The organism is Lentzea sp. CA-135723 (assembly GCF_050936595.1).
GTDB lineage: Bacteria > Actinomycetota > Actinomycetes > Mycobacteriales > Pseudonocardiaceae > Lentzea.
In genome coordinates this window covers 5271704-5287348 of record NZ_JBNJMK010000001.1, presented here as the reverse complement: position 1 = coordinate 5287348, position 15645 = coordinate 5271704, and the positions used below count along the sequence as shown (strand labels likewise).

Annotated in this window: 15 protein-coding genes; 7 read left to right on the top strand and 8 right to left on the bottom strand. The window is 70.2% G+C overall.

Annotated features, from left to right (window positions below; translation table 11 throughout):
* The first annotated feature begins 25 nt into the window (after positions 1–25).
* From ACQEU1_RS24115 to ACQEU1_RS24090, 6 genes are read left to right on the top strand one after another with little or no spacing between them, the layout of a single operon-like run.
* Entirely contained in the window at positions 26–541 is a 516-nt protein-coding gene (locus ACQEU1_RS24115; protein ID WP_433205816.1) for a (2Fe-2S)-binding protein, read from the top strand.
* Positions 538–2964, top strand: coding sequence for a xanthine dehydrogenase family protein molybdopterin-binding subunit (locus ACQEU1_RS24110; protein ID WP_433205813.1), 2427 nt, complete (start codon positions 538–540; stop codon positions 2962–2964). Before ACQEU1_RS24115 ends, ACQEU1_RS24110 begins: the two co-directional genes overlap by 4 nt.
* A complete protein-coding gene (locus ACQEU1_RS24105) occupies positions 2961–3776 on the top strand; it encodes an FAD binding domain-containing protein (RefSeq protein WP_433205810.1) in 816 nt (271 codons plus the stop codon). The genes ACQEU1_RS24110 and ACQEU1_RS24105 overlap by 4 nt, the downstream gene beginning before the upstream one ends.
* Complete coding sequence (locus ACQEU1_RS24100) at positions 3773–4369, top strand: SRPBCC family protein (protein ID WP_433205807.1); 597 nt, start codon at positions 3773–3775, stop codon at positions 4367–4369. Before ACQEU1_RS24105 ends, ACQEU1_RS24100 begins: the two co-directional genes overlap by 4 nt.
* Before the next feature lie 26 nt (positions 4370–4395).
* Positions 4396–5487 carry a CapA family protein gene (locus tag ACQEU1_RS24095; protein WP_433205804.1) on the top strand — a complete coding sequence of 364 codons (1092 nt, stop codon included), beginning with the start codon at positions 4396–4398 and terminating at the stop codon, positions 5485–5487.
* 39 nt (positions 5488–5526) lie between these two features.
* Positions 5527–6117, top strand: coding sequence for a Uma2 family endonuclease (locus ACQEU1_RS24090; protein WP_433205801.1), 591 nt, complete (start codon positions 5527–5529; stop codon positions 6115–6117).
* On the opposite strand, the gene ACQEU1_RS24085 is transcribed toward ACQEU1_RS24090, so the two are convergent.
* The 4 genes from ACQEU1_RS24085 to ACQEU1_RS24070 form a co-directional block, all read right to left on the bottom strand.
* Positions 6068–6985, bottom strand: coding sequence for an o-succinylbenzoate synthase (locus ACQEU1_RS24085; RefSeq protein ID WP_433205798.1), 918 nt, complete (start codon positions 6983–6985; stop codon positions 6068–6070). The genes ACQEU1_RS24090 and ACQEU1_RS24085 overlap by 50 nt on opposite strands.
* A 9-nt stretch (positions 6986–6994) precedes the next feature.
* On the bottom strand, positions 6995–7429 hold the full coding sequence (locus ACQEU1_RS24080; RefSeq protein ID WP_433205795.1) for a GerMN domain-containing protein: 435 nt from the start codon (positions 7427–7429) through the stop codon (positions 6995–6997).
* A 307-nt stretch (positions 7430–7736) separates the two neighbouring features.
* Complete coding sequence (locus tag ACQEU1_RS24075) at positions 7737–9104, bottom strand: ATP-binding protein (RefSeq protein ID WP_433211710.1); 1368 nt, start codon at positions 9102–9104, stop codon at positions 7737–7739.
* Between the two features lie 26 nt (positions 9105–9130).
* Positions 9131–9814: a response regulator gene (locus ACQEU1_RS24070; RefSeq protein WP_433205792.1), complete on the bottom strand. Its 684-nt coding sequence runs from the start codon at positions 9812–9814 to the stop codon at positions 9131–9133.
* A gap of 129 nt (positions 9815–9943) precedes the next feature.
* Here ACQEU1_RS24070 and ACQEU1_RS24065 point away from each other — a divergent pair, with 129 nt between their 5' ends.
* Entirely contained in the window at positions 9944–11455 is a 1512-nt protein-coding gene (locus ACQEU1_RS24065; RefSeq protein WP_433205789.1) for a trypsin-like serine protease, read from the top strand.
* On the opposite strand, the gene phnE is transcribed toward ACQEU1_RS24065, so the two are convergent.
* The 4 genes from phnE to ACQEU1_RS24045 are packed head-to-tail and all read right to left on the bottom strand — an operon-like array spanning position 11373 to position 15593.
* A complete protein-coding gene (gene phnE, locus ACQEU1_RS24060) occupies positions 11373–12197 on the bottom strand; it encodes a phosphonate ABC transporter, permease protein PhnE (protein ID WP_433205786.1) in 825 nt (274 codons plus the stop codon). The genes ACQEU1_RS24065 and phnE overlap by 83 nt on opposite strands.
* Positions 12194–12811: a phosphonate ABC transporter ATP-binding protein gene (locus tag ACQEU1_RS24055; protein ID WP_433205783.1), complete on the bottom strand. Its 618-nt coding sequence runs from the start codon at positions 12809–12811 to the stop codon at positions 12194–12196. Before ACQEU1_RS24055 ends, phnE begins: the two co-directional genes overlap by 4 nt.
* Positions 12811–13701: a phosphate/phosphite/phosphonate ABC transporter substrate-binding protein gene (locus ACQEU1_RS24050; protein WP_433205780.1), complete on the bottom strand. Its 891-nt coding sequence runs from the start codon at positions 13699–13701 to the stop codon at positions 12811–12813. The genes ACQEU1_RS24055 and ACQEU1_RS24050 overlap by 1 nt, the downstream gene beginning before the upstream one ends.
* On the bottom strand, positions 13701–15593 hold the full coding sequence (locus ACQEU1_RS24045; RefSeq protein WP_433205777.1) for an FAD-dependent oxidoreductase: 1893 nt from the start codon (positions 15591–15593) through the stop codon (positions 13701–13703). The genes ACQEU1_RS24050 and ACQEU1_RS24045 overlap by 1 nt, the downstream gene beginning before the upstream one ends.
* Positions 15594–15645: the final 52 nt, after the last annotated feature.

The window sequence follows — 15645 nt, the reverse complement described above, 5'->3', positions numbered from 1 at the left end:
GGCCCACCACCCTGGGAGGGTTCGAATGCACATCTCGGTCAACGTCGACGGAGTCACGTACGCCGACGAGGTCGAACCACGCCTCCTGCTCGTGCACTACCTGAGGGAGCGACTGAGCAAGACCGGCACCGTGGTCGGCTGCGACACCGGAAACTGCGGCGCCTGCACCGTCCACCTCGATGGCCACAGCGTGAAGTCGTGCCAGATGCTGGCCGTGCAGGCCAACGGCCACGACGTCACGACCATCGAAGGCCTCGCTCGCGACGGCAAGCTGCATCCGGTGCAGGAGGCGTTCCACGCGAACCACGCGTTGCAGTGCGGTTTCTGCACGCCCGGCATGATCATGCAGGCGATCGACCTGCTTGCCGACGAGTCCGATCCCGACGACGAGACCGTGCGCAAGGGCCTCGAGGGCAACCTCTGCCGGTGCACGGGCTACCAGAACATCGTGCGCGCGGTGCAGGACGCCGCCCAGCGGATGAAACCCGGCGCCGGTCCCGAGCTCGAACAGCGCACGCCGCACGCGGTAGGTGGCGAATGACCGCCACGGCCGAGCCGGAGGTCGGCAAGGCCCGGCTCCGCAAGGAAGACGCCCGGCTGATCACCGGGCAGACGAGGTGGACCGACAACCTGCAGCTCACCGGCATGCTGCACATGGCCGTGCTGCGCAGTCCCGTCGCCCACGCCCGCATCACGAACGTCGACGTCAGCCGCGCGACGGCGATGGACGGTGTGGCGCTGGTGCTGACCGGTGACGACTTCGCCGCCGAACAGGGCTCGCTGCCCTGCGCGTGGCCGATCACCGAGGACATGAAGTCGCCCGCCGCGCCCGCGATCGCCGTCGACCAGGTCAACTTCGCCGGCGAGATCGTCGCCGTCGTGATCGCCGACAGCGCCTATCACGCCGCCGACGCGCTGGAAGCGATCGACGTCGACTACGACGAGCTCCCAGTCGTGCTCGACATGGAAGAAGCGTTGCAGGACAACGACCTCGTGCATTCCGACCTCGGCACGAACAAGTGCGCGACGTGGGTCTTCGACTCCGCCGAGGCCGGTTCGGGCACCGACGTCGAGGCCGAGATCGCGGCCGCCGAGGTCGTGATCGAGCGGACGTTCAGGCAGCAACGGCTGATCCCGGCGTTCATGGAACCGCGCTCGGTCGTCGTGGACGTCACCGCCGGCATGTACACGGTCTGGTCCGCGACGCAGATCCCGCACATCCTGCGGTGGATGCTCTCGGCCGTCACCGGCATCTCCGAGCACAAGCTGCGGGTGATCGCGCCGGACGTCGGCGGCGGCTTCGGCGGCAAGCTCCAGGTCACGCCGGAAGAGCTGCTGTGCCTGCTGATCGCGCGCCGGATGGGCCGCCCGGTGAAGTGGACCGAGTCGCGCACCGAGTCGATGCTGTCCGCGCACCACGGCCGCGACCAGATCCAGAAGATCACGCTGGGCGCCCGCCGCGACGGCACGGTAACCGGCCTGAAGGTCGAGCTGCTCGCCGACATGGGCGCCTACCTGCGGCTCGTCACGCCCGGCGTGCCGATCCTGGGCGCGTTCATGTTCAACTCGATCTACAAGTTCGCCGCCTACCGGTTCGTCTGCACGAACGTCTTCACGAACAAGGTGCCGACGGACGCCTACCGCGGCGCCGGACGGCCGGAGGCGACGTTCGCGATCGAACGCATGATGGACGAGCTCGCGGTCGAGCTCGGCATGGAGCCGATGAAGCTCCGCGAGCTGAACTGGATCAAGCACGAGGAGTTCCCGTTCACCACGGTCGCCGGACTGACCTACGACTCCGGCAACTACGAGGCCGCGACGGCTCGTGCGATGGAGCTCTTCGGCTACGACGAACTGCGCGAGGAACAGGAACGCCGGCGTGCGTCCGGTGACGTCGTGCAGCTCGGCATCGGAATCTCGACCTACACCGAGATGTGCGGGCTCGCGCCGTCCCGCGTGCTGGGCGCTTTGCGGTACGGCGCAGGCGGTTGGGAGACCGCGTCCATCCGCATGCTGCCCACCGGCAAGGTCGAGGTGATCACCGGGACCTCGCCGCACGGGCAGGGCCACGAGACGGTCTGGTCGCAGATCGTCGCCGACAAGCTCGGCGTGCCGTTCGAGGACGTCGAGGTGCTGCACGGCGACACGGCGACGTCGCACAAAGGCATGGACAGCTACGGCTCGCGGTCGCTGGCCGTCGGCGGCACGGCGCTGGTGCACGCGGCGGACAAGGTGCTGGCCAAGGCCCGCACGCTGGCCGCGCACATGATGGAGTGCGACGAGTCGGACGTGGAGTTCGCCTCCGGCTCGTTCTCCGTGCGCGGTACCTCCACCGTTCGGTCCCTGGGTGACGTGGTGCTGGCCGCGCACGTCGCGCACGACCTGCCCGAGGGCATGGAACCGGGCATGGACGCGGACGCCACGTTCGACCCGGACAACTTCTCCTACCCGCACGGAACCCATTTGTGCGCAACGGAAGTCGACACCGAGACGGGCATGGTGCGCATCTCCCGGTACGTGGCGGTGGACGACGTCGGCACGGTCATGAACCCGTTGATCGTCGACGGCCAGGTGCACGGTGGACTTGCGCAGGGCATCGCGCAGGCGTTGTACGAGGAGGCCACGCACGACGAGATGGGCACGCTGACGTCGGCGACGTTCGCCGACTACCTCGTGCCGTCGGCGGCCGACCTGCCGGCGTTCCTGACGGACCGCACCACGACGCCCGCGACCTCGAACCCGTTGGGCGCCAAGGGAGTCGGTGAGGCTGGGACGATCGCCTCGACGCCGGCCGTGGTGAACGCCGTGCTGGACGCGTTGCGGCACAAGGGTGTTCGGGACATCGAGATGCCGATGTCGCCGGAACGGGTGTGGACCGCGTTGCAGGGTCGTGCCGACTCCGGCGCGGGCGAGGTCGCCGCGGGCGGGCTCGGTTCCATCGACGCGCAGGGAGACCAGGCATGATCCCGGCGGACTTCAGGTACCTGTTCCCGTCCTCCGTGGACGAGGCCGTGCGGATGCTCGCCGAGGAGGGCGAGGACGCCAAGATCATCGCGGGCGGGCAGTCGCTCGTGCCGGTGCTGCGGATGCGGCTCGCCGCGCCCACGGCGTTGATCGACATCGGCGGCCTGACCGAGCTGACGGGCGTGCGCGACGACGGCGACTCGTTGCTCATCGGTGCGATGACCACGCACTACGAGGTGCAGCGCGATCATCTCGTGCAGGATCACGCGTTGTTGTTGAGGCTGGTCACGGACACCATCGCCGATCCGCAGATCCGGCACCGCGGCACGTTCGGCGGCTCGCTCTGCCACGCGGACCCGGCCGGTGACCTGCTGGCGCCAGTGCTGGCCCTGGACGCCGTGATGATCATCGCCGGTCCTCGTGGACGTCGTGAGGTGCCCGCGGCGGAGTTCTTCGTCGACTACTTCACGACGGCGCTGGCGCCCGACGAGATCCTGATCGACGTGCGCGTGCCGAAGCACACGGGCTGGCGCGCGCACTACGAGAAGCTCAACCGGGTCGCGCAGGCGTGGTCGATCGTCGCGGTGGCGGCGGCCGTCCAGGTGCGGGACGACGTCATCTCCGCAGCTCGGGTGGGCCTCACGAACGTCGGGTCCGGGCCGGTGCGCGCGGTCGAGGTCGAGGCGGCGCTCGTCGGGCAGCCCGCCTCGGCGATCGCCGAGGCGGCCGGGCTGGCGTCGTCCGGCGACGGCTACAAGGACAACCTGGCCCGCGTGCTGACCGGCCGTGCGTTGACGGCGGCGGTCGGATGAAGTTGACGCACTCGTTCACCGCACCGGGGCCCGCCGAGGAGGTGTGGGAGGCGCTGCTCGATCCGGAACGGGTGGCGCCCTGCCTGCCCGGCGCCACGCTGACCTCGGTGGACGGCAAGACGTTCAGCGGGGAGGTGAAGGTGAAGCTCGGCCCGGTGCAGCTGCTGTACCGGGGCAGCGGCGAGTTCGTCGAGGTCGATCCGGTGCTGCGCCGCGCGGTGATGCGGGCCTCCGGCAAGGACACCCGCGGCAACGGCACGGCGTCCGCGCTGGTGACCTTCGTGGTCGGCGACACCGTGGAGGTGGAGACCGACCTGGCGATCACCGGGCGGCCCGCGCAACTGGGCCGCGGCCTGATCGCCGAGGTCAGCGGCAAGCTCGTCGACCAGTTCGCGGAATGCCTGGCGGGCACGCTGAGTTCCGTGGATCCTGACGAGGTGGCGCAACAGCAGCATCTCCGAGTGGTCCCCGACGAGCCGATCGACCTGATCGACACGGCAGGCGTTCCGGTGTTGAAGCGCGTGCTGCCCATCGCGGCCGCTGCGTTGGCCGTCGTGCTGGTCGTGGTCCTGCGACGCCGGCGGCAGCGCTGAAGCGTGCAGTCCGGTGGCCGGCATTCGTGCTGGTCACCGGCTTTTTGCTGTCCGCGTGCACCGGCTCGCCGACCGTCGTCACGTCGGCTCCCGCCGTTCCCGCGCCGACGTCGCAGGGGCCGCCTCCGCCGCGTTCGTTCACGCTGACGGCGGGCGGGGACGTGCTGATCCACCCGGCTCTGACCGACCAGGCGGTCGCGGACGGGGGAGCGGCAGGGCGTGACTTCCTGCCGTTGTTCTCGGGGATCAAGGACACGCTGAAGGCCGATCTGTCGCTCTGCCACCTCGAGGTGCCCCTGGGGGCGAAGGAGGGCCCGTTCTTCGGGTACCCGTCGTTCCTGGCGCCGCCCGAGGTGGCGAAGGGCCTGGTCGAGGTCGGGTACGACTCCTGTTCGACGGCCTCGAACCACACGCTGGACCGAGGTGTCTCGGCGATCACCTCGACGCTGGACGCGATGGACGCCGTCGGGCTGAAGCACACCGGGTCGTACCGCACGCAGGAGGAGTCCGCGGCGCCGTTGATCCTGGACGCGGGCGGGGTTCGCGTCGCCCAGCTGTCGTTCACGTACGGCTTCAACGGGATTCCGCTGCCGCAGCCGTGGCGGGCGAACCAGATCGACGCCACGAAGATCCTCGCTGACGCGCGGGCCGCTCGTGCCGCCGGTGCCGAGGTCGTGGTGCTGTCCGTGCAGTGGGGCAACGAGTACCAGCACGAAGCGACGGCCGAGCAGAAGGCCCTGGCCCGTCAGCTGCTGGCCGATCCCGCGCTGGACCTGATCATCGGGACGCACGTGCACGTCGTGCAGCCGTTCGAGAAGATCGGCGGCAAGTGGGTCGCCTACGGGCTGGGCAACGAGGTCGCCCGGCACGCCGAACCCCGCGGCGTGACCGAGGAGGGCGTGGTCGCCCGGTTCAAGTTCGAACAGGGTCCTACCGGGTGGTCCGTGGTCGACGCGTCCTACACGCCGACGCTGGTCGAGCTGGGGCCGCCGATCCGGCTGGTCGACCTGACCCGCGTGCCCGCCTCGGAGCGGCGGACGCAGGCGATCACCCGGACCGAGGGCATCGTGTTCAGCCTGGGAGCGGGCGAGCAGGGCCTCACGCGCGGCAAGCCGTAGATCGCTCGAAGGAGTGACTCCGGCCATTGGAGTTCCTCCATGTGCGACGGTCGAGGGGTGCTCACCGTCTCTCAATACGCCGCTCTGGGAGCTGCCGAGTCCGGGTACCGCGAACTCGTGGAAGGCCGCCTGGTCCAGTCGCCGACCGCGTCGCCCGACCACAACTACGCCTGCGGCAACCTGATCTCGCAGTTATCTGCGCAGTTACCCGCGCACCTGCAGGTCAGCTACGCCCTGGACGTGGACCTGGAACTGGCTCCCGCCGACGCGCCCGGCTTCGTCCGCCGCCCTGACCTGGTCGTGTTTCACCGCGGCGCAGTCGCAGACCTGGTCCCGGCGTCCGAGGTGGTGCTGGCCGTCGAGGTGCTGTCCGCGCACTCGCACTACACCGACCGCCGCTGCAAACGGCTCGACTACGCCGAGGCGGGCATCCCGTTCTACTGGCTGGTCGACCTGACCGCCCCGGTCTCGCTGACCGCGCTGCGCCTGACCCCGGACCGTTCGTACGAGGAGGCGCTCCCGGTCGTCGAGGTGTTCGAAGCGCGCGATCCGTTCCCGTTGCGCCTGGTGCTCGACCAACTCATCGACCGAGCACCCGTTCGTACCGAGCTTCCCACTCGGCGCTCTTGATCTCGAACTCCGCGATCCGATCGGGCTTCGGCGCTCGGGTCCGGACCGTCAGGAAGCCGTCCTCCGGGAGCAGCGGGTCGCTGGTGACGTCCCCGTCCAGCAGCTGCAACGTGGCCAGCCCGCACGCGTAGTCGAGCTCCGGCAACGCGGCGGCCAGCGCGACCCCGGCCGCCATCCCGACCGACGTCTCCAACGCCGACGACACCACGCACGGCAACCCGCAGGCCTCCGCGACCTCCAGGGCCTTCCGCACCCCGCCGAGCGGCGCCACCTTGATCACCGCGATGTCCGCCGCACCCGACACCGCGACCTTCAACGGATCCTCGGCCTTGCGAATCGACTCGTCCGCGGCGATCAGCACGTTCGTCTTCCTGCGCACCGCCGCCAGCTCGTCCAGCGTCCGGCACGGCTGCTCCACGTACTGCAACCCACCGGCAGCCCTGTCCATGGCCCTGATCGCTGTGACCGCCGTGTCGACGTCCCACATCATGTTGGCGTCGACCCGGACGAACCCGTTGGCCCCCAACGCATCCCGCACCGCTTCCAGCCGTGCGCAGTCCTCTGCCAGCGTCGACTCGGCCACCTTCACCTTGGCCGTCGAACACCCGGACCTCGTCACGATCTCGTGCGCCCGCTCAGGACCGACCACGGGAACCGTGCAGTTGACGGGAACCCGGTCGCGCACCGGCGCCGGCCACCCGTCGTTCGCGGCCTCCACCGCACAAGCCAGCCAGGCCTTCGCCTCGTCGTCGTCGTACTCCTCGAACGGGCAGAACTCGCCCCACCCGGCCGGCCCTTCGAAGAGGAGCCCGGTGCGCTGAGTGATGCCCCGAAACCTCGCCCGCATCGGAATGGAGTAGACGTGCACGCCCCCGATTCAAGCGCACCGCTGGAACTCCAGCGAATGCCCACCCCCGCGCACGTTGACCGTCCCGACCGGCTGCAGCGCCAGCAACGTGCACACGATCTGCTGAACGGCGGCCCCGCTGAGCTGCGACACATCGCTGGAAATGGTGACGTCCAACCCGTTGCTGACCCGATCGACCGAGGCAGGCGCAGCGTCGAACGGCACCTCGGACGAGAGCCCACGGGCCTGCTCGGCGTTGTCGGGCCCCTGAGCCAGCAACGCCACGACGTCGCGCCCGCTCAAGCTGCCCTGGTCGCGCGCGACCGGCACCACCCGACCACCGGCGGAGACCCAGAAGAGCGAGGGCGAGGTGTTCTCGACCGGCCCGTGAGGTGCTTCGAGGCCGGGGATCGGGTCGGTGGGCCTGATGCCGCACGCGGTGAGCACCGCCAGCACCAACGCCACGACCCCAACGGCCCGCGCGACCCCGACGGCCTGCCCGGCTCTAACGGTCCGCGCGACCCCAACGGTCCGCGCGAGCCCAACGGCCCGCCCGACTCCAACACTTCGCCTGACCCCGGCGACTCGACTGGACCTGGTTGCCTGCCCGGACGCGGCCCCATGGCTCGGCCTGGCTGCCCGCTCAAGCCTGGCTGCCTGCTTGTAGCCGGTGGCCCGCCCGAGCCTGGCCGCCAGCAAGTACCTCACCGTGCGCCCGAGCCTCATCGCGCCCTGTTTCCATTCTCCCAGCCACCACCGACAGTTCTCGGCCTCACGCGTCACCGCCCAGCGGCATCCGCAGCGTGAACAGCGCCCCGCCCCCAGGCCGGTTCGCCGCCGTCAGAGTCCCCCCGTGCAGCCGCGCGTTCTCCCACGCGATCGCCAGCCCCAGCCCCGACCCCTCCGACCGCCCCCTGGCCGAGTCCGCCTTGTAGAACCGCGCGAACACGTGCGGCAGCACCGACTCCGGCAGCCCCGGCCCCGAGTCGGCCACGAGGATCTCCAGCGACGACCCCGCCACCGACCCCGCCACCGACAGCGTCAGCGACACCGGTGGCGCGCCGTGGCGCAGGGCGTTGCCGACCAGGTTCGCCACGATCACGTCCAGCCGGCGCGGGTCGAGGCGCGCCCGCACGCCGTCCGGCAGTGAAGCGCTCACCTCGGTGAACCCGCGCATCCGCAGGCACGTCCGCACCACCTCGGCCACGTCGACGTCGTCCAGCGCCAGCGCCGCCGTGCCCGAGTCGAAGCGGGTGACCTCGATCAGGTCGTTGACCAGGCGCGTCAGGTTCAGGGTCTCGCGGTTCACGAGTCGCGCGGCCTGGCCGGCCACGCCCGGCAGCGAGGCGGTCTCGGCGTCCAGGACGTCGGTCACGGCCGTCATCGCGGCCAGCGGGGTGCGCAGTTCGTGCGACACGTCCGCCACGAACCGGCGCGCGTCCGCCTCCATCCGCGTCAGCTCGCCGACGTGGTGTTCCAGAGAAGACGCCGTGCTGTTGAACGTCGACGCGACGGACGCCAGCTCGTCGCGGCCGCGCACCGGCACCCGTGCCGTCAGGTCGCCCTGGCCGAGCTGCCACGCCGCCAGCTGCAGCTCGCGCACCGGCCGCAGCACGCCTCGTGCGGCCAGAAAAGCCAGCCCCAAAGCCAAAATCAGCACGGCCGAGCCGATGAGCCACGCGTTGCGCGCCAGCTCGTTCACGACCTCGATCTCCGACGTGAACGGCCGCAGCACGTACACCTCGACGCCCGACGACCGCGACGAACCGTCCGCCGTGATCCGCAGCTGCATGCCCACCACGAGCCACACGGCACCGGCGTAGGACACGCGTTGCCAGCCGACGCGCCCGGACGACACGAGCGAACGCAGCTCGCCGGTGATCACCGACGGGTCCATGCCGCCGGCGGAGATGCCGTCGCCGTAAGCGATCGCGGAACCCTCGCGTCCCGACACGCGGCCCGCGATGCGTTCCAGGGCGGCGTGGTCGAAAACCCGTGCCGGCAACGGGTAGAGCTGCTCGACGCGGTTCGTGGTCTCGATGACGGCGTTGTCCTGCGCGCGTTGCACGATGGCGTCGCGGGCGCGCACGTACCCGGCGCCGGCGACGGCCGCGGCGGTCACGATGGTCAGCAGGCCCATCGCCAGCAGCAGCCGCAGGCGGAGCGTCACAGCGGTCCGAAGCGGTAGCCGAAGCCCCGCACGGTCTGGACGTACGCGGGAGCCGCCGGGTCGTCCTCGATCTTCGACCGCAGCCGCTGCACGCACGCGTCCACCAGCCGCGAGTCGCCGAGGTAGCCCTGGTCCCACACCGAGGTCAGCAGCTGCTGCCGGGACAGCACGCGGCCGGGCGACGCCGAGAGCTCCAGCAGCAGGCGCAGTTCCGTCGGGGCCAGCGAGACCGGCTTGCCGAACCGCGTCACCACCAGGCCGTCGCGGTCGATCGTGAGGTCGCCGTGCCGTTCGGCGACGACCTCGGCGACCGGGGCGGCGGACGACCGGCGCAGCACCGCTCGGATGCGTGCCTCCAGCACACGGGCCTGCGCGGGTTTGACCACGTAGTCGTCGGCGCCCGCCTCCAGGCCCGCGACCACGTCGATGTCGTCGTTGCGCGCCGTCAGCATGATGATCGGCAGGTCACCGGTGGCGCGGATGCGGCGGCACACCTCGAAGCCGTCCACGCCCGGCAGCATCAGGTCCAGCACCACGACGTCGGGCGTGACGCTCGTGAGCAGGTCGAGGCCCTCCTCGCCGGTGGGCACCGCGTCCACGGTGTGGCCCTGGTAGGTCAGGGCGAGCGACAGTCCCTCGCGGACCGCCTCGTCGTCCTCGATCAGCAGTACGCGCGGCATGCCCTCCAGCTTTCCCGACGGGTCTCATGGGGACGTCCTTGCGACGTCATCGTTGCGTAACGACCTCCCGTGCGCAGTTGTTGCACGGCCATCACGCCGTGCGGACACGCGTCCGACAGCCTCGGCGACATGCGAAAAGCCCTACTGGCGACGACCTTCGCGGCACTCGCGACGATCACCGCCGTCACCCCTGCGCAGGCCATCAGAGGGGGCGTCGAAGCCCCCGCGGCCTACCCCTTCTCCGGCTCCCTGCAACGCCCCGACTCGCCGCGCGCGGACGGCCACACCTGCGGCGTCACGCTGGTCGCGCCGACGTGGGCGGTCACGGCGGGCCACTGCACCGTGCGCAACCCCAGCCAGGCCCAGGTCGGCAAGCCTCGGGACTGGTCGGTCCGCCTCGGCACGCTCGACGCGGGCAGCGGCGGAGAGGTGATCGCGGTCGAACGGTTCATCACCTACTCGCCGAACCCCGTCCACGACGGCGACATCGGCCTGCTCAAGCTGAAGCGGCCCGCGAAGACCAAGCCCGTGGCGTTGCCGGACACCCGGCCCGCCGAAGGAACGCAGACCCGCATCCTCGGCTGGGGCATGACGTGCGGCCGCCGCGCACCTGAGTGCTACCCGCAGAAGCTGCGTGAAGCCGACACCGTCATCCAGCCCGCGGCCGCCTGCGACGGCATCTACGCCGACCGCGAGCTGTGCGTCGGCGCGCTGGACGGCAGCGTCGCCGCCACCAACATGGACTCCGGCGGCCCCGCGCTGGTCCGCGACGGCGACCGCTGGGTGATGGCGGGCCTGGTCAGCGGCTCGGGCGCCGACGACCGGCCCGTCATGTACACCGACGTGCACCACTTCAAGGGCTGGATCGGCGACGTCGTCAGCGGCCGGCTGAACCCGCCGGACACCCCGGTGCCGAACCTCGAAGGCGCCGCGTCGCTCGCCGGCGTCTGCTCGGGTTCCGTCGTCAGGACGTCCCGGACCAGGGAGAACGACCCGGCACTGCTGCTCACCAACGGCCACTGCGTCCCGGAACGCCCGGCGCCCGGCCAGACCGTCACGAACGTCCCGATCACGCTCCCCGTGACCGTCGGCGACCAGCAGGGCTACCAGCAGGTCGCGACGGAGACGAAACGCGTCGTCTCGGCGACGATGACCGGCACCGACGTGGCGCTGTTCGAGCTGAAGCTGACGTACGCGCAGCTCAGGGCCAAGGGCGTGAAGATCTTCAAGCTCGCCGACAGGTCGGCGCGACCCGGTGAGCGCGTCGACATCGTCTCGTCGGGCAACGGCAACCGCTTCAAGTGCACGATCGAGGCCGTTGTCCCGCATCTGCGCGAAGAGGGCTACACGCAGGACAACGCCTATCGCTACAACCCCGAGTGCACGCCGGTGCACGGCGGTTCGGGCTCACCGATCGTGTTGCAGGACGGCGTCACTGTCGTCGGAGTGCACAGCACGGGCAACGACAGCGGTGAGCAGTGCACGGCCAACAACCCCTGCGAGGTCGCAGCGGACGGCTCGGTGACCGTGCACCAAGGCGCCCGCTACGGCCAGCAGGTCAGGCACCTAGCCGCTTGCGCACCAGCGCGGACGCCTGATCGACCACGATCACCAGCAGCAGCACCACGAGGATGTGCGTGACCATCTCGTCGAACCGGAACAGCTTGATCGACTGGTTGATGAGGAACCCGATGCCGCCCGCGCCGACCAGGCCGAGGACGAGCGACGAGCGCACGTTCACGTCCAGCCGGTAGAGCAGAAGTCCCGCCAGGGACGGCATCACGGTCGGGAGCACCGCGTGCAGCGCGATCTGAGGGCCGGACGCGCCGGTCACCTTCAGCGCGTCGCGCGGCCCGCGGTCGCTCTCGTCCATCGCCTCGGCCCAGAGCTTGCCCATGACGCCGGTGTTGTGGAACACCAATGCCAGCACACCCGCGAACGGCCCGAGCCCCACCGCCGTGACGAAGATCAGCGCGAACACCACGTCCGGCACCGACCGCAGGAACGACAGCACGGCCCGTGCCGCCTGCTGCGCCCACGCCGCTGAAGTCGTTGCCCTGGAAGCGAGAAGTGCCAGCGCGAGCGCGAACGGGATGGAGAACGTGGTGCCCAGCAGTCCGATGTAGAGCGTGATCACGGCTGCTTCCAACGACTTGCCGAGCACCGAGAAGTCCGGCGGCAACGACTCCGCGAGGAAGTCGGCCATGCCCTCCCAGCCCGCGATCAACGCGGCGGGCGAGAACTCCGTTGCCTGCCAGGCGAGCACGTGCACGGCGAGGAGCACGGCCACGACCACCCACGTGACGGGGGAGGGCCAGCGCCGTTTCGGCACCGCGAGCGTCGAGGCCGTGGAGCCCGCGCCGTCTTCCTTCGTGCCGATCATGCCGCCACCCCCGCGCGCATCTCCACGATCCGGTGCGCGTAGGTGTGCGCGAGTTCCGGCTGGTGCAGCACCGCCACCACCGCCATTCCCTCGTTCGCCAACGCTTGGAGCAGCTCCATGACCTGCACGGCCGCCTGCGGGTCGAGCGCCGACACCGGTTCGTCCGCGAGGATCACGTTGGCGCGCTGGCACAACGCCCGCGCGATCGCCACCCGTTGCTGCTGCCCACCGGAGAGCCGCGCGGTCCGGTCCAGCGCGCGGTCCGCGAGCCCGACCCGTTCCAGGCAGGCCATCGCCTCTTGCCTGACGTCGTGCGGGAAGACCAGCGAGTGCCGCAGCTTCAGCCTGCCGAGCGCGCCCGAACAGACGTTGTCCAGGGCGTTGCGCCGCCCGACGAGATGGATCTTCTGGAACACCATCGCGGCCGTTCCGCCGACCTCGATCTCGCCGCCGTCCGGCGACTCCAGCCCGACCACGCAGCGCAGCGCCGTGGACTTGCCGGAGCCGTTCGGACCGAGCAGCGCCACGAACTCGCCGGCCTCGACGGTGAGGTCGAAGCCGTCCAGCACGGTGCGGCCACCGAACGACTTGCGCAGGCCGCGGATGGCGAGCATCAGACGTCCTCTTCCTTGAGCCCCAGCGTGGTCGCGAGGTCGAAGAGCACCTTGTACGTGTCGTTGTTCACCTCGACCAGCGGCCCGGGCGGCGTGACGTCGAGGAACGCGCCGACCTTCTCGACGTCCTGAGGCCCGAGCTCCAGCAACGACTTGCGCACCTTGTCCTTGAACGCCGGGTCGAGATCCCCGCGGACGGTGATCGGGTCGTTCGGAATGGGCTCCGACTTCCAGACCTGCCGGAACTTCGCCTCGTCGAACGTCCCGGCGGCCTTGGCCGTGGCGAGCGTCTGACTGTTGATCTCGGCGGCGTCCACCTTGCCGTTGACCAGCGACAACATCGCCTCGGGGTGCCCGCCGGCGTAGTCGAGCTTGACGTCGTTCACGGTGTGCTTCTTGAGGCCGTAGCGGGGCAGCGCGTCGCCGGAAGCGCTGCCGACACTGCTGAGCGCCAACGACTTGCCGGCCAGGTCCTCGATCTTCTGCACGGGCGAGTCCTTGGCGACCCAGATCCCGGCCGTGTAGCTGGTGAGCTTCCCGGACCCGTCCGCGAAGCTGACCATGGGCTCTGCCTTGGCCTTCTGCGACGCGAACACGTACCCGAGCGGCCCGAACTGGGCGATCTCCAACTTGCCGTTGCGCATCGCCAGCACCTCGGCCGCGTAGTCGTCCACGACCTGCAGCTCGACCTCGCAGCCGAGCTTCGAGGACAACGCCTTCGCCAGCACCTCGTAGGCGGGCTTGAGCTTCTCGGGGTCCTCGTACGGCTCGACGCCGAAGCGCACCTTGCCGTCGTTGGGACAAGCGCCAGAGGCGGAGTTCGTCGTTGTGCCGCAAGCGGTCGCTGTCAGTACCAGCGTCGCGGCGAGGACGACGTTGAGGACTCTCATCACATCTCCTGGAGGAGGTCGTCGAGCACGGCCGGAGCGAGGCCGAGCGCGGTGGTCATGCCGATGCCGGAGGTGACCGAGACGACCCTGGTTGCCGGAGTGGGCGTCGCGGTCAGGAAGGGTTCGGGGGCCGACGCGTAGATCCCGCGCCAGCGTTCGAGAACGTGCAGTCGTGGCACGCCGAGCAGCCGGGCCGTCTCGGCGAGGACCAGGTCGTCCAGGTCCTCCGGGCGGTACGGGTCGACCGTGCGGCTGTAGTGGTGGGTGTCGCCGATGGTCAGCGAGCCGTCGGGGAGCTGGGTGAACATGAGGTTCAGGCCCGCCTCGACCAGCTCGGGGTGGTCGTTGGTGAGGCGCGCTTTGACGTGCTCCGTGCTGGGGCACTGGGCGAACGCGTCGTAGCGCAGCATTGAGAAGCCCGTCAGGACGGCCGGGTCGATCATGCCGTCGTGGGCGACGCGGAGCATGCGGAGCTGGCAGCGCTGGACCTCGTGCTTCTCGGCCAGGTCCGGGAAGAACCTGTCGACGTCGTGGCCGACGGCGACGACGGTGGCCCGGCAGGTGATCTCGCCCCTGGCGGTCCGGACCCGGCCGGGTTCGACGGTGAGGACGTTGGTCGACCAGTGGAACTGGACGCCCCGGGACGCCAGGTGGGCGGCGATCGCGTGGACGGCCTCGCGCGGGTTGACGCGGATGTCGAGGGGGAGGAGGGCGGCGGCGCGGATCGAGGGATTGTTCAACAATCCAACGTTGGGGATGTTGGATCGTGGGATTGCCGGATTGTTCAACGATCCGGTGGCGGCGGTGGTGGCTGGAGCGCCGCCGCCAGCGCCGCCAGCGGGGGTGGTGCCGCTGGGCTTGGTGCCAGAGGGGGTGGTGCCAGCGGGATTGGTGCCAGCGGGGGTGATGTCGCTTGGGGTGGTGCCGCTGGGGGTGGTGCCGTTGGGCTTGGCGTCAGCGGGGGTGGTGCTGGCAGGGGTGGTGTCAGAGGGGGTGATGGCAGCAGGGGTGCCAGCGAGGTTGGTGCCGCTGCGGTTGATGTCCGTGGGGTTGGTGCTGCTGGAGGTGGTGTCAGTGGGGGTGGTGCCGGCGGGGTTGCCGCCGGTGAGGTCACTGCCGGTGAGGTCGCCGACTGCCAAGTCACGGCCGACGTCGACACCGCTGGCGACTCCGCCGACGCCGATTCCGCCGACGCCAAGGCCGGCGACGCTGCCAGGCCCGACGATTACCTCGCGGCCAACGCCGTTGTCGACTCCGGCGATGCCGTTGGCATCGCCGACTCCGCCGCCACTGCCGGCATCGCCGAGACCGTCGTTGCTGCTGTCGACTCGGCCGCTGCAGCCGACTCCGCTGCCGAAATCGCCGAGGCCGTCTTCGCCGCCGTTGCTGGTGCCGGCCCCGCCATTACCGGCCCCGTCGCCACCGACCCCGCCGCTACCAACCCTGCCGCTGTCAGCCCGGCCGCCACCGACCCCGCCAACGCCGCCCGCGCTGCTTCCAGCACCAACGCCCGCCGCATTGTTGAACGATCGAAACGTCGAATCGTTGAACAATCCCCTCGAAGGATCGTTCAACAACTCTACATCGCGGACCGAGGCGAACTCCCGCAGCACCTCCACCTCGTCCTCGTGACGAGCCAGGACGACCGTCCCCGCCTCCCGAACCCAGAACCCGGCCTCCGACGCGAGCTTCAACCACGACTCCCGGGCGGCCATCGCGTACGAGAACGCCACCCCGGACTGGGCGGTGAAGCACCCGTGCCCGAAGTTGCGCACGGAAGCCCCGACGCAGTGCGAGTCCCGCTCGACCACGGCCACGGAGAGCCCTCGCTCCACCGCGTGCCAGGCGTGCGCGAGCCCGACGATCCCCGCGCCGACGACCACCAGGTCCACACTTGTCATGACAAGAACGATGGGCCGCGACCCGACGAGAAAGCAACGGTCG

Excerpts from the sequence above, each read along its gene's own strand:
- ACQEU1_RS24105 (WP_433205810.1), top strand. The coding sequence starts at position 2,961 with ATGATCCCGGCGGACTTCAGGTACCTGTTCCCGTCCTCCGTGGACGAG.
- ACQEU1_RS24115 (WP_433205816.1), top strand. The coding sequence starts at position 26 with ATGCACATCTCGGTCAACGTCGACGGAGTCACGTACGCCGACGAGGTC.
- phnE (WP_433205786.1), bottom strand. The coding sequence starts at position 12,197 with ATGATCGGCACGAAGGAAGACGGCGCGGGCTCCACGGCCTCGACGCTC.
- ACQEU1_RS24050 (WP_433205780.1), bottom strand. The coding sequence starts at position 13,701 with ATGAGAGTCCTCAACGTCGTCCTCGCCGCGACGCTGGTACTGACAGCG.
- ACQEU1_RS24090 (WP_433205801.1), top strand. The coding sequence starts at position 5,527 with ATGTGCGACGGTCGAGGGGTGCTCACCGTCTCTCAATACGCCGCTCTG.
- ACQEU1_RS24100 (WP_433205807.1), top strand. The coding sequence starts at position 3,773 with ATGAAGTTGACGCACTCGTTCACCGCACCGGGGCCCGCCGAGGAGGTG.
- ACQEU1_RS24075 (WP_433211710.1), bottom strand. The coding sequence starts at position 9,104 with ATGGGCCTGCTGACCATCGTGACCGCCGCGGCCGTCGCCGGCGCCGGG.
- ACQEU1_RS24055 (WP_433205783.1), bottom strand. The coding sequence starts at position 12,811 with ATGCTCGCCATCCGCGGCCTGCGCAAGTCGTTCGGTGGCCGCACCGTG.
- ACQEU1_RS24070 (WP_433205792.1), bottom strand. The coding sequence starts at position 9,814 with ATGCCGCGCGTACTGCTGATCGAGGACGACGAGGCGGTCCGCGAGGGA.
- ACQEU1_RS24065 (WP_433205789.1), top strand. The coding sequence starts at position 9,944 with ATGCGAAAAGCCCTACTGGCGACGACCTTCGCGGCACTCGCGACGATC.
- ACQEU1_RS24110 (WP_433205813.1), top strand. The coding sequence starts at position 538 with ATGACCGCCACGGCCGAGCCGGAGGTCGGCAAGGCCCGGCTCCGCAAG.